The sequence below is a fragment of the Staphylococcus schweitzeri genome (genome assembly GCF_002902405.1).
Classification (GTDB): domain Bacteria; phylum Bacillota; class Bacilli; order Staphylococcales; family Staphylococcaceae; genus Staphylococcus; species Staphylococcus schweitzeri.
Genome location: NZ_PPQS01000051.1, coordinates 214366 through 227689, shown reverse-complemented (window position 1 = coordinate 227689; position 13324 = coordinate 214366). Strand labels below are relative to the sequence as shown.

Here is a 13324-nt window from a genome sequence, read left to right as displayed (position 1 = left end):
AAATTGTACATGTGTAAACAATCAAAAGTGTACATTATTAAATTATCATTTCCATTCAAGTAATACTCAACGTTTTCGCGACGTTCTTTTATCGCCTCATCTCATCACCTACAAATATATTAAAATTCATGTGAACTAAATTATAAAATGCTCTTCCCCAGCTTTAAAAAATTTAATACACAAAACATTTACTTGACCAAAAGTTGCCCAGTTTAATCAAAAAAGAGCTAAAGCAAATTGCTCTAGCCCTTGATATTACTGATTTCCCATCATTGTTTAGCGTATTAATATTGCTTCATGTACTGATCTCTTTCCCATTCAGATACTTGAGTTCTGTTCTCAAAAAATAGAGTTTTATTATAATATGTGATGGTAAAATCCCATGATTACGGTTTTTATCATCATATGTTATTTAATGAATTTTATATTTTGTTGCCCATTTTGTTGCCCAATTTAGACATTTTTAAAAACTGGGCAACTAACAGGGCTCTATCCCTTATGTATCAAGAGATAGAGCCCTTTTTTATTATTTATTATCTTTTTCTAATTCTTTTTGATAATTGTAGAGTTTTTCCGCTGTTTCTAAAGTTAAATTTTTTAATGAATTTTTATCATTTTTCAGTCTACCTATTTTCGCTCTACTAACCCCTGTTCTTTTTTCAATCTGATAAGCGGTTATATCTGAATCAAGCAATTTTTTTATAGTAACGTATACTTCTTTAAAATCATTCATTTATAACACCATTTTAAACACTATAATTACCAAAATAGCAAAGCATATTCCGAATATGAACTCCGCTTTCTCTTTTTTACTTGTTTTACGTATTTTAAAAGTAATTTTCATTGTACAGTGGTGAAGAAAGTATTATTATTAAATTGTAGGAGGGGAAGTCCCTCCTGACTCATTAACGCTCGAATGTCCATTCAATCTTTATAAAGTAGAGATTTATTAAGATTAACAATTTGGTACATTTGAGCTTTTTTATTCCCTTCACTTTCGTCACCACTTTCACCTCCTTGAACTTTATATATACATTATACACCTATTAGTATACGTACGTCTACTATAATTGTAAAAAAATATAAAAAACCATACCATTTTAGGTACGGTTTTTCAAAATATAAGTTAATAGTTATTAACCCTCTGTAATATTTATATTACCTTTCTCGGCGATTTCATGTGCAATGTTTCTTACAGGCATATTATAACTAGGAAATCTATTAGATTTGCCAGTTAACTCACTTACAATAGATCTTAAATAAGGAAATAATATCGCTATTGCATTAGTTTTCAAAAATTCTTTAAATTGAATACCATCTGATTCTTCAGAATTATATTCAAAATACCCCACTATACTTGCATCAAACGAAAAAGGCACATCACTTGTTTCTTTAAGTTTAGCTTGTAACGTTATAATCGCCACATCTTCTTCTTTACTAATATCAATGTCCGCAAAAACTTCTTCATTTATTGAAATTTCTATAGTATTTTCTGCATCAAAATTAGGATTTGTTTTGTAATACATAGTGTCCACTATATAATTAATAAAACTTATTCCTGCCATTATGCTGCCTCCGAGATAAGTGTTTGTTTATTAATTTTTTCATTCATCGAATAATTACTTTGTGAATTACGATATGGTAATTTATTAAATCCATGTACTTTATTAGTATAAAAACTTTTGTCAAAAAAGTTACTATAATAATTTGAGTGTTGAGTATTATTATCATTTAAACCTAATTCAGTGATAGCGTCCCATTTTTCTAGCTGACCATTTTCATTTCTAAAAAACAAACCTTTTCTGCCCATTGCTTCTAAGGGATTTACTTCCACACCTACTTCTTTAGCAATTCTTTTTACTTTATTAATATCAAACATAATGATTCCTCCTTACTCAACGACCCTTAATTTATTATACACTATACATGTTGTATCATGCACACAAATTTGTTTTTCTGTTCTCTCATATCCAATTCTACTAAACTCTTCTTTATATTTTTTGTTAGTAGATGGAAGAGTTGCCATAATAACTTTAGCTTCTACATATTGCATATACATAGTAGTAATTTGACATCTTCTAATTATTTTATCACTACTAAACACAAAACATCCTTGCTTTTCTATGAATTGTATGAAGCTTCCAAATTTATCTTCTTCAGAAGGCTTATCTAAATTCACTAATTTATCTTCTTGAACCGATATAGGAGCTTCAATGATAACTGGTTCATTTTTATTTTTACTCCACCACTGGGCTTTTTCAATTAACTCATAAAAATAAACGCCATGTCCTAACCATTCATTTACTTTAGACAATTTGTTGAAGGTAGAGTTTTTAATTATTAGATTAGCCGCACTTTTTGTAGTACCGTGATAGCCTTTTATTTCGATATTCAAACTGCATCCCCATCTTTCTGAAGATATAAAACATAATAATATTATACTTACTATTTATATTAGTCAATAAGAATTAGTATAAAAACAACCACCGAGTAATAAAAAACGTTATTAAATATACGTAGTCAGTTTTTTACCACTTTTTACAATTAAATCCTCTAAATAGCCGGATTGGTTACCAGAAAAGTAGTTATATTATAATACCTTTTTAGCATATTCATATAATTTTTCAGTTGTCTTCAAAGTTAAATTATCTATTTCCCTTTTACCTAGCCTCACTTGTGATATCACATATTGAGAAACACCTGTTTCTTTAGAAATTTTGTAGCCGGTAATGTCACTATCAAAAAGTTGCTTTATCTGTTTTTTATATTCGCTCATATTATCTACGTCCATTCTTTTTATTCAAATAGTAAAAATGTGTTTTTCTTCCGATAATCAATAACAATGGTAGGCTTAAAATAAATAAAGATAAATACATTTGACCTGTCATGATTGAAAACCCCCAAATAATGTTATATTATGTAAGTGTAAGGAGGAGCCTCAAGGCTCCAAGCTTAATTTAATCTTTGTCTTTTGGCTTTCGGTCTAGGTAACCGAGATGCCATTTTCTAAGTTGTTTTAACACTTCAGGAATTATCAGTACTGCTAATACTGGATTTTCTAGAAGTGTTTTTATTATCTCTAGCATGAGGCTTTCACCTCCTTACCGTAATTTGTAAGCCATTAACTAACTTACATATATAATTATAATACACATTTGTTCAGTATTCAAGTATTTTTTCAGAAAATTACAAATTTTATTCCAACTACAACACATCAAAATTGAAGCACCTACAAATTATCATTTCCACATAAAAAAAGACAGCCATTTCTGACTGCCCTTTGATTTAATCTTTATATTCTTCGTCTACTTCAATCGTATGTTTATGTACCCATCCATTATTACTTGGCGAATAAGTTCTACACCAAATATTGCCTTGTGGGTCTTGAATTTCTTCATAAATATATACAACCGAACCCGCTTCAAGCACATCTTTTTCGTATGCAAAACTATAATTATCAAAGCTATTGCCTGCACGTTGACGTAATGAAGCATCGTACTTAATTGTACCTCTGTAATATGGTTCTTCTGACCAAACTTTAATGCGTTGACATCCTACTGGTTTCTTTTCAACGATATCATCATCACTTGGTTGATTTACAACTTCATTTGTATCAACCTCATCTACACCATCAATATAACGTTGCACTAAGTTATCAATTACCTCGATATCATCTCGAGCATAACCACATGCCTGTAATGCGTTACCTGGGTCACGCTTATCAGCTTGAATATCCTGATGACCTGGACATTTATGCCAATGATCAATCCCCCATGAATCTACTAAAGTAGCAAATACTCTTGCGAAATTATCTAATGCTTTTAATGAACGCTCTCTATCATCTTCGAAGTAACATAATTCGCCACCAAATGCTGCATCATTTGCATCGTCACCAAAGTAATAATTATCTGTCGGTGTGTCATATAACACATGCCATGCCTTTTCATCTAATGGTACACAAATAATACATTCTTTATCATCTACAAAGAAATGCGCAGATGCTGTTGATGCCCAATCTTGTAAATAGGTACTTTTGTAATAATTCACATTTTGTTGTGCAGTACTTCCCGGATTCCCCGTATCATGATATACTGCAAAAATTGGCTTACCTGTATCCAAAGCTTGCCCAGTGCGTCTTGTTCCAAATGGAATAAAATCCGTATAAACGTCGACACCATTCCAATTACCTAAATATGACTTTGCCATAAATATCACTCCTTAAATTTTGACATAAAAAATACGACTAACTTAGTCGCTTTGTTTTCGTTGTTTACTTTTCATTTTGATTTTCAATTACACCTAAACGCTTTTTTAAAACATCTGGAATTGGTACACCAATAATTGCACAATTTTCGATAATGCTCGTGGATTCAGCAATAATTAAAAAGATTACTGAACTATTCACTAAAATACCATCTAATCTAAATACAATATCTAATGTATTCGCTACTAAAACTACACATAAATAAGCGATTTTCTTAATATATCCTGAAATTGCTTTATGACTCCATAATTTCCCTTCTGAAAATGCTTTTAAAACACCAGTAATAATATCAATAAATATCATAATTAAAAGTAAATCAATAAATACTGAATTTCCTGAATAAATTAAACTCATAAAATCATCAACTTCAACATTAAAATCTTTAACTTTATCCATTATATCCACCTTCTAATAAATTCCATATACAGCTGTAATGGAAGCTTCTGAATCAACTGCATTATCATTATCTGTTGCCATTTGCGTTTTGTATAGACTCAAATGAGTATCATCTTGAACTAAAATACCAATCTCTTCCAAATTACCATTTTTCAAATTCCCTTGTGATAACCTTAAACCACTTTGATTCAAATAGATACGTTCATTATTCGCTGGCACTGATACAAATCGTGTTGCATTTTTATCTGTGTAAAAACTTATGTTAATAATTAATTTCAAATAATTGTGTACGTTATCTCTTAGTTCGATAACACTACCTTTCTTAGCAGTACCTTCCCACAATAATATTGGTTGTGACGAACGCCATCTTTGATGCAGCTGGCCTTGCCATTTTTCAATCGAAATATCCGCGCCTAATATTGTAAACATACCATTATCTGGGTCTTTCATTATTGCCTCAATATAGCCATTTGAATTGTTACCATTTCGAACAGGAATGTTTCTTGTAGAACTATCAAACCAATAAATACCACTTTCCCTAATATTATTAACATCATCTAAAACATTTGAGTTTACTTGTAGGCCGGATCTTGATGTTGAATTAATTAAATTTTCTAAAGCAACTAATCTTTTTTGATGGGAAAGTTGCATTGATTTCAAACTAGTATAACCATCAATAAATGACATACCATGTTCGTCATTTTCAGTAAAAATATTCATACTATTTTTCAATTGTTGAAATTTAGTTTCAAGGTTTTCGATAGCCTGCGTTCTATCATTGATAACCGTATTTTTATATTCATTAAATTCTTCAACATTAATCCATTGTTTAGTTAAAGCAACTTGATTAAGTACATTAATGCTCTTTTGAATAGCATCGGCAGCATCAAAATATGCATCAATCTTTGTTTCTAGTGGCTCAATGATATTTAATTTGTCACTGACAAACGCATCAAAATCATGTTTCAATTTAGCTATGAGTTGTTCTACTTCAGTAATGTAATCCGTAGAATTAATATTCAATTCAACTTTATTTTTCTTGATTTTAATTTTAAATTCGAGAGTACTATCCGCTTGTTCATCACGCATTAATTTGAAAAATGCTTGTTCATATTCACCATCAGCACTAAAAGCTTGCCTTGGAAATACATATCTAAATTCACCGTTTTTTGCATCTAAAATAGTAGCGCCAGATTTGTCTATAATTCTAGTTCCATCTGGTTTAATCCCCTCAAAAATGACAGATAGACCTTCAATATTATAACGTGTACCATTACTAACCAAAGTAACCGTAACCGCTTTTAAAGCACCATCACCAACACGACCAACAACCAATTGCTGATTCGCTTGATCTTCAAATTGCTTAGTAATATCAAAAAATAAATCTTGATTTGCCATGAATATCACGCTCCTTCATTATCCGTAACACCAATAAAAATTTTTAACTAGTTCATATGCATATATTTCGTGTATCTTTTCATTTGGATGCAATCCGTCAACCATATTAAACCTTCTAAATCCAGGATTATACGGTTCGATAACATTAGTATGATAAGCATCATATACTGGTACATTTAATTCATTACAAGCAATAACTTGTGCATTTACATAATCTTCTAAATTTAACCCAAGCGAGTTATGGTCAGTGTCTTTTCGTCGTATAACTCCATTCTCATTCACTGGACATTGACGTGTTGCAGTCATAACTAGTATTTTGGCTAGCGGAAAACTATTCTTTAAATATTGTATTGTTTGGTAAAACCCACCATAGAATTCATTGACGTTAGTTTTATCTGTTCCAATTGGAATTCCATTTCTTACAAGCCAATCATCATCAGTACCTTGAACAATAATTAGATCAGCATTACGTATTTTTCTAGCTTGTCTATAAATGCTATCAGCATCGACATCAGACATTGTGGCACCACCAATTGCAAAATTTTGAACATTTGCTTCAATACGTTGAGCTATAATGTTGCCAAAATTTGTATTAGCATGTGAACCTCTGGCGACAGAGTCACCAATAACAGCTATATTACTTATTTGATGAATATTGTTAGACTTTCTGAAATAATCTGTAACAATAGTTCCATTAGACGTCACAACTGTTAAATCAGACGCATTAACTTTTGTTTCGTTTCTAAAATACTGATATTCGGCAGCAATACGCTCATCTAATGAACGATGCGAAACACCTTTACTATCAACTTTTGCTTTTACATACTCATCCGTTATACGCATTGGCGATTCTTCTGGCATTACAATCGCTCTAATCTCTCTTTTTAGCTCATCAAATTTGTTATCAATCTTTGTCCCAACTTGCTTCATTATCTCTTTAACATTTGTAGCATTCATATTCGTTATCTCTTTGAAATTTTCCTCAATATCCTTTTTAAATTCTTTAAAAACTGGAGACAAGTTAATTTTCATAAATATCACTCCCATTTTTTAGTATTCATAAATATCTTGTAAAATCACTTTATCAGTATTGAACTCTTCGTTTTCATTTTCATCTATACCAACAATACTTTGATTTGAAACTATAGATGTTTTATTTATATGCTGATTTTGTCCAATAGGAATACTGTGTATGCACTTAATGACTTCACTATTAGTAAATAATTTTTTCGAGATAAATTGTTGATTTAGAGTATCTGTCGTTAAATGCTTCCAAACTAAAATAAGCCCATTTCTTAAATCAGAAATAGGTTTAGTCAAATGAATCAAATCGTGTTGATTTAAATTCACATTTAAATTTTCAATTTGAAGATAAGTATTTTCCTTATTAAATAATAAATCTAACTTCTTTTTATCATACTTTGACATTAAGCCGTCTTGATCATGTGTTGCTTTTACTATTAAATCAGGGTTTATACCTTCACTAGTTAGCGCTTTTATTTTGTTGTTACCACCATCACGACTAATCGCTATGCCATTTTTTGAGAAAATAACCTTATTCAAACCACTTACACTTTGAATACCATCACTATCAAATTGCAGAGATTGCTTTACATCAGAAAATTGATTAAGTAATAATTTTAATAATCCAAAATCACCATTACTTACATGTTGTTGTGTCGCTAATTTTTCTACATTTTCAATACTTGAGATGCTATTATTAATTTGAGAGCGGTATCTATCTCTCTTTTTATAGTCACCCAATGTAACTTCCTGTTTCACAATAACATTTTGCTCATCACGTACAGTTTTCACTTCAACTATTCGAATATTATCAAAAATATTTAATGCATTATCTTTCACCGGAACTACATCACCTACGTGAGCAACTGCATGATTAAAGTATTCATTTTTCAAATATAGAAAATCTAAAGTTAGTGATTGTTTTAAAGAATTATCAACTACATGTTTCATCTTTTCCAACAACACATTTTCATCTTTCACACGACCATCTTTAATTGCAGGCGCTTCAAAATAACCTACTGTTGTAGCTAATGGATGTGTATATTCAAGCTTTAATTTCGCATCTCTTATAGCACTATTTTCAGGAAAATCTCCGTAGCCATGAATTCTTGTGAAAAATTGATTTGCATCTTCTTCAAGCTTAAAATTTAATGCATTCATACCATTATGAATAAAATAATCGGCCACATCCTCTACCCGTTTATTAATATAAAACGCCTGATAATTAGGATTAAAATAAAATTCCATACCATATCGTTCTAATCCTTTTTTCAACGTATTAAATGCTGAGTCTCCATTTCCTGCATGTTCCCACCTTACTGAGTCTGCCTTTGATTCAATAATAAAATGGTACTTGCTATTTTTTTCAATCGTTTTAAAGTATTCAAAAGGTGTATAACTACCTGTGATATCATCAAATATCATTTCAGACTTTAAATCATCTATTTGCTTTTCTTTAGCAATTACACTTACTTTTACGGATCTACCCGTTGAATCTCTGCGCACAATTGTCACAACAAATTTTCGTATGTCATCTGCATCGGCAACATTAGTAATCAACCACTTTTTAGCTATTGTTTGTGAAACTAATTTTGTTTCCTCTGTTTCGTAAAATTCAAACTTGAGTTCACTATCATTATTTAACTTCTCAGTTAGCGTTGTTTTAACTGGTAAGATAAATGCTTCACCTTCATAATTAATAACTTTTATCAAGGTTTCACCTACTTTTTATAAAATCTCATATCAAATTCAACACGTTCTACTGTTTGATTAAAAAAGAAAGTATTAAAACCAGGATAGAAAGCAGGTAATTCAATATTCGTCTTTTCAACAATAGACTCATTATTTTTAGTAATGTTAAGTCCATCATATACAAGCACATCCCCTGCGTCTAAATCAATATCTTTAATCGACATCGTTTGTCTGTTATTCAAAGACCAATCAAATGCATTTGTACTTGTCCCAATTATAATTTTAACTTTTTTATACATATTAAATTGGTTATTCGGAACCGTACCATGATAAAATACTTTGCCTTTATTGATGTTTTCAAAAATATACGTCCGCTTCGATGTATCATTAAAGTCAATATCTAATGCAGAATCCCAATAATTATCAATTTCATTATGATGCAACTGTAAGCTGGTACCAGATGATTCAGCAAATGGTAATTCAACTGTTTCAAATTCAAAAACAACATTACATTTATTCAACTTTTGTATTGGTACCATCACATTTACCAGTTTTACCAGGTATTGATTACCAGATACATAAACATTAGCTTGCTTATTATATAACGGCGTCCCTTGACCATTTACTTCTTGATAATCATATTGTGTTGTATCCTTAAATCGATATTGATCTTTTTCAAATTTTCTAAGCTCCCGAATATAAAATGGTTCATGATCTTGTAACAACTGAAACATTAAATCACGTTGAATTGCAAAGTCAACATTATTTTCAACAATAAAAAATGCAGGTACTACTATTTTACGCTTATGATACACGCTACTAACCAATCGCCTGCCATGTATACCTTCGAAATCTTGGTATTTATCTGTCATTTCAATGCTTTGTATTTTTATATCAGAGACAATAATTTGATAGTCAGACAAATAAAATGTCTGACCATTTTTCTTAATAATTTCTATATCCAATATCAATGCCTCCTTTAAAATTCAAATATTGAGTGATTTGTAGCATTAACATCGTTAACAATGCTTGTTAAGGCTTCATTATCAATAGCCATTTCTATTCTAACTGTTTTCATATTAGGATTTGATTCAATTGTGTGATTATGTTGCACAATAGTACGTAATTCGCCTCCAATTTGACTTAAATCACCTGTAACGTCACCAATTACTGGTGTATTTAACCGGGTATTAAAGGCTGATTGCATTCTCTCTGCAATGTTAGAAATATTGCTGATAACACTAGAACTTTCGCTGTTAACTCCAATGATTAATCCAAGCATTGTATATGCCCCAATTGACTTAAATACACGCGAAGGCGATTTAATGCCTAATAAACTTTTAGCTGTATCAATAGCACTGCCCACTACACCTTTCACTTTATCTACAAGTGACTGCGCCATATTTCCGACACCATTGATTAACCCTCTTATTAAATCCATGCCCGCATTAAAGAAATCAGTTGTAAAACTTTTTACAGCTGAAAGTGAACTAGACACCTTATCTTTTATAGCATTGTAAATTTGACTCATTTTATCCCGCACTGCTGAAACAACTTCTTGAAATTTTGATGAAATAACCTGCCAAATTTGTTGAGCAGTATCTCTGACAATGTTATAAGAAGCTTTAATCTTTTCAAAAATGGTTTCTTTTAAATAATCCCAAAGTACACGGGCAATACTAACGATGCCGTTCCAAATTGCTGCCAAAATACTTTTCAAACCATTCCATATTGTTGTTGCAATTGATACAATACTATTCCAAACCGTACGCCCTATATCTAAAATGGTTTGCCATGCACCTGACCAATTACCAGTAATTACTTGCATAACAAATGTAATAATATTTAATACTACAGAAATAGCTGTTTGTATTATTGTCGTAATTACAGTCCAAACTGTTTGAATAATCGTAACAACTATGTCCCAACCAGATTTAATAATCGCAACAATAATATTTATAATTGTTGTTATATAAGCAGATATTTCATTCCAAATAACCATTACTGTATCCATAATCAATTGGTTATTTTGTTGCCACCAAGAGACTAAAGTCCCCCAAACACTTTTTATAAATGAAACTATCGCATCAACCACTGTTAAAAATATATCTTTAATCATATTCCAAATCTCAATAACTTTATTTCTAAATGATTCATTTGTTTTCCACAAATAAATAAAAATAGCTATTAAAGCAGCAATACTACCAATGATGATTAATACCGGTGCACTTAAAGAACTTAGTGCCGTTGCAACTAAAGCAATTCCTTGTACTAACATGCTTGCAACAGTTCTGACAATTGAAAATACCACCTTTAGAATATTTAATTTATTAATTAATGGCACCATATATGTAATCAAAGCAGTGATTATTGGTGAGAGTGACATTAACATTCCACTAAACATGGTAATTATGCCAATAATTTGAGCCACAGCTGGATGCATTTCAAATAATTGAGCTATAAAACCTGCTACAGCATTAAGTACATTTATTACAATTGACCCGATTGGTGCCATTGCTGAAATAAAACTCAAAAGTGCTCTTGCGATATTGCTCACTAACGAAACTAACACAGGTGCATTTTCATTAATATATGTTATGAAATTTTTAAACCCTTGTGATTGCGCTAAATTTTGAGACCAGGCTCTAAATTTTCCAGCTAATGCTGAAATAGCTGATAATAATGTTCCTGAATTAGAGCCAAACGCTTTAAATATATTAATCATACCTATAAATGAATCTGCAAAAATTTTACTTATCAAAGGTAAATTTACTTTTATAAAATTAATAAATTGATTAATTCCTTCAGCAGTGGATACTTTTGTTGACCAAATTTGAAACTTTTCTGATAGCGTTACTAATCCTTTAGCAACATAAACAAACAATGGACTAAATTGCGTAAGTATGTTTACTAATCCATCTCCAAATTTTCCTGCCGCATTTAAAATGCTATTAAATACTTTAACACCATCTTTATTCAATGTATTAAAAGCTTTATTTGCTGTATCGGAAACATTAATCCATGCTTGAAACTTTTGCATTGATAGTTCAATAGATCGACTTACGTCTCTAATAAATGGCCGTAATTGATTTAATGCATTTATCAAAATTTGTAAGCCACTTGACATTGCGTTAAAAATTGAACCTGAATTCATCTTTATAATACTTTGCCACGTACGCTTTAATTCACTCAAACTATTAACATAAGCAATCGTCGCACTTGACGTCTGAATTAATCCCTGATTTAACATTGATATAGCGCTTTTAGCCATTGCCGCAAAACCAATAACACCAACACTAGCTAAACCAAATGCCCCCACTAATCCTAATACGCCGCCTCCGATTACTGCAATTGAATTTCCTAATAAAGCAATGATAGGAATAACACTTGCAACAATTGGGATTAACGATGTAAATGATGTCAATAGTGAGCCACGAATTATATTGCCACCTATGGTTCCAAAAGTTTTAATCGAATGCGCTAATTTTTCCATCCGGTTATTAAATACATCTGTTCTTTGATTTAATCCATCTAATGCTTTACTTAATACATTTGTATCAACATCAGTTTTAACCTTAATCTTATTAGGAATACTTTTTAGCATTTTTTTGAAAATAACCATTCGTGCAATACTAGCTGAAGTAGATACTTCTACTTTTGCCTTTACTTCTTTATCATTCAATTGATTTAATGTGTTTTTCACGTTTGCAACTTTTGTTAAAAATAGTTTATCTGATAAATCAATAATGCCAGTTGTTTTCATATGGTTTAAACGACTCATTGCCCACTGCATACGTTGCAATTTCACATTTGATTTACTATCGTTTACATCTATCATACTCTCAACTTTGGTTGAATTCAGTTTACTTAATGTAGCACTTACGCGTTTAAGTTTATATGTTACTGGTTTTGTGTCAGTTTTGAGGTTAACTGTAGTATTTTTATGCTCTAACTGATTTAATGAATGCTCAACATGTTTGATTTTTGATTGTAATTGTTTATCATTAGCTTTTAATTCAATATCTTTAATTTTAGATACTATCTTGTCAAATTTTTCAATTTTTTTAATTGCAGATTCTATCTCCGATTTAAATTTAGAAGTATTTGCTTTTAACGTTGTACTGACTGTATATCCATTGCTCCCACTCATATTCCCACCTCCTAACGTTGTGCTTGCTGATTAATTTCAGCTATAACTTTTAATAAAGCGTTTTGCTCTGGAGAAATTTCTTCAACTTCATGTTTAAATACAATCGATTTGCCTTGCAATAAACGTTTATAGTTATATTCATAATCTAAAATATCTTTGACTGATTTAAATCTATATACTTCTTTAGGTTTCTTTTCTGTACCAATATTTTTAGTTACTGCAGCATCTCTGATAGCAAAAGCTAATTTATATAAATCGTGTTCTTTCTTTAATACATCAAAACTTAATGCATACATACGATAATAAAATTCAGTTAATGTCATATTATTAATATCTGCTAGACGAGTTATTTTCAACTCACTCATACATGTAATAACAATACGATCATAAGTCATTTTTTC

General features: G+C 30.6%; 15 protein-coding genes. All 15 read right to left on the bottom strand.

The window, feature by feature from the left end; translation table 11 throughout:
• Positions 1-526: 526 nt before the first annotated feature.
• The 15 genes from CD116_RS13610 to CD116_RS13540 all read right to left on the bottom strand — a co-directional run bounded on the left by CD116_RS13610 (position 527) and on the right by CD116_RS13540 (position 13288).
• Positions 527-733, bottom strand: a complete 207-nt coding sequence (locus CD116_RS13610) for a helix-turn-helix domain-containing protein (RefSeq protein WP_047549378.1) — start codon at positions 731-733, stop codon at positions 527-529.
• Positions 734-1136: 403 nt separating this feature from the next.
• A complete protein-coding gene (locus CD116_RS13605) occupies positions 1137-1565 on the bottom strand; it encodes a protein-export chaperone SecB (RefSeq protein WP_000907423.1) in 429 nt (142 codons plus the stop codon).
• Positions 1565-1879, bottom strand: coding sequence for a hypothetical protein (locus tag CD116_RS13600; RefSeq protein WP_047549381.1), 315 nt, complete (start codon positions 1877-1879; stop codon positions 1565-1567). Before CD116_RS13600 ends, CD116_RS13605 begins: the two co-directional genes overlap by 1 nt.
• 12 nt (positions 1880-1891) lie before the next feature.
• A complete protein-coding gene (locus CD116_RS13595) occupies positions 1892-2395 on the bottom strand; it encodes a hypothetical protein (RefSeq protein WP_047549384.1) in 504 nt (167 codons plus the stop codon).
• A gap of 195 nt (positions 2396-2590) precedes the next feature.
• Positions 2591-2776, bottom strand: coding sequence for a hypothetical protein (locus tag CD116_RS13590; protein WP_000006112.1), 186 nt, complete (start codon positions 2774-2776; stop codon positions 2591-2593).
• A 1-nt stretch (position 2777) separates the two neighbouring features.
• Positions 2778-2888 carry a hypothetical protein gene (locus CD116_RS13585; RefSeq protein ID WP_000147562.1) on the bottom strand — a complete coding sequence of 37 codons (111 nt, stop codon included), beginning with the start codon at positions 2886-2888 and terminating at the stop codon, positions 2778-2780.
• 69 nt (positions 2889-2957) lie between these two features.
• Positions 2958-3086 (bottom strand): hypothetical protein, encoded by a 129-nt coding sequence (locus CD116_RS13580; RefSeq protein WP_000889730.1) that lies wholly within the window; start codon positions 3084-3086, stop codon positions 2958-2960.
• Positions 3087-3285: 199 nt separating this feature from the next.
• Entirely contained in the window at positions 3286-4206 is a 921-nt protein-coding gene (locus tag CD116_RS13575; RefSeq protein WP_047549389.1) for a peptidoglycan recognition protein family protein, read from the bottom strand.
• 64 nt (positions 4207-4270) lie between these two features.
• A complete protein-coding gene (locus CD116_RS13570) occupies positions 4271-4660 on the bottom strand; it encodes a phage holin family protein (protein ID WP_047549391.1) in 390 nt (129 codons plus the stop codon).
• Between the two features lie 12 nt (positions 4661-4672).
• Complete coding sequence (locus CD116_RS13565; protein WP_047549393.1) at positions 4673-6058, bottom strand: phage baseplate upper protein; 1386 nt, start codon at positions 6056-6058, stop codon at positions 4673-4675.
• An 18-nt stretch (positions 6059-6076) separates the two neighbouring features.
• Positions 6077-7090 (bottom strand): SGNH/GDSL hydrolase family protein, encoded by a 1014-nt coding sequence (locus CD116_RS13560; RefSeq protein ID WP_047549396.1) that lies wholly within the window; start codon positions 7088-7090, stop codon positions 6077-6079.
• A gap of 18 nt (positions 7091-7108) precedes the next feature.
• Positions 7109-8794: a tail tube TT1 domain-containing protein gene (locus CD116_RS13555; RefSeq protein ID WP_047549399.1), complete on the bottom strand. Its 1686-nt coding sequence runs from the start codon at positions 8792-8794 to the stop codon at positions 7109-7111.
• Between the two features lie 8 nt (positions 8795-8802).
• A complete protein-coding gene (locus CD116_RS13550) occupies positions 8803-9738 on the bottom strand; it encodes a phage tail domain-containing protein (protein ID WP_047528800.1) in 936 nt (311 codons plus the stop codon).
• Between the two features lie 14 nt (positions 9739-9752).
• Positions 9753-12923: a phage tail protein gene (locus CD116_RS13545; RefSeq protein WP_047549402.1), complete on the bottom strand. Its 3171-nt coding sequence runs from the start codon at positions 12921-12923 to the stop codon at positions 9753-9755.
• Positions 12924-12934: 11 nt separating this feature from the next.
• On the bottom strand, positions 12935-13288 hold the full coding sequence (locus CD116_RS13540; RefSeq protein ID WP_047529091.1) for a hypothetical protein: 354 nt from the start codon (positions 13286-13288) through the stop codon (positions 12935-12937).
• Between the last annotated feature and the right edge of the window lie 36 nt (positions 13289-13324).

Bases quoted from the DNA above. Each gene is read 5' to 3' on its own strand.
- CD116_RS13610 (WP_047549378.1), bottom strand. From the start codon at position 733: ATGAATGATTTTAAAGAAGTATACGTTACTATAAAAAAATTGCTTGAT.
- CD116_RS13605 (WP_000907423.1), bottom strand. From the start codon at position 1,565: ATGGCAGGAATAAGTTTTATTAATTATATAGTGGACACTATGTATTAC.
- CD116_RS13600 (WP_047549381.1), bottom strand. From the start codon at position 1,879: ATGTTTGATATTAATAAAGTAAAAAGAATTGCTAAAGAAGTAGGTGTG.
- CD116_RS13590 (WP_000006112.1), bottom strand. From the start codon at position 2,776: ATGAGCGAATATAAAAAACAGATAAAGCAACTTTTTGATAGTGACATT.
- CD116_RS13585 (WP_000147562.1), bottom strand. From the start codon at position 2,888: ATGACAGGTCAAATGTATTTATCTTTATTTATTTTAAGCCTACCATTG.
- CD116_RS13580 (WP_000889730.1), bottom strand. From the start codon at position 3,086: ATGCTAGAGATAATAAAAACACTTCTAGAAAATCCAGTATTAGCAGTA.
- CD116_RS13575 (WP_047549389.1), bottom strand. From the start codon at position 4,206: ATGGCAAAGTCATATTTAGGTAATTGGAATGGTGTCGACGTTTATACG.
- CD116_RS13570 (WP_047549391.1), bottom strand. From the start codon at position 4,660: ATGGATAAAGTTAAAGATTTTAATGTTGAAGTTGATGATTTTATGAGT.
- CD116_RS13565 (WP_047549393.1), bottom strand. From the start codon at position 6,058: ATGGCAAATCAAGATTTATTTTTTGATATTACTAAGCAATTTGAAGAT.
- CD116_RS13560 (WP_047549396.1), bottom strand. From the start codon at position 7,090: ATGAAAATTAACTTGTCTCCAGTTTTTAAAGAATTTAAAAAGGATATT.
- CD116_RS13545 (WP_047549402.1), bottom strand. From the start codon at position 12,923: ATGAGTGGGAGCAATGGATATACAGTCAGTACAACGTTAAAAGCAAAT.
- CD116_RS13540 (WP_047529091.1), bottom strand. From the start codon at position 13,288: ATGAGTGAGTTGAAAATAACTCGTCTAGCAGATATTAATAATATGACA.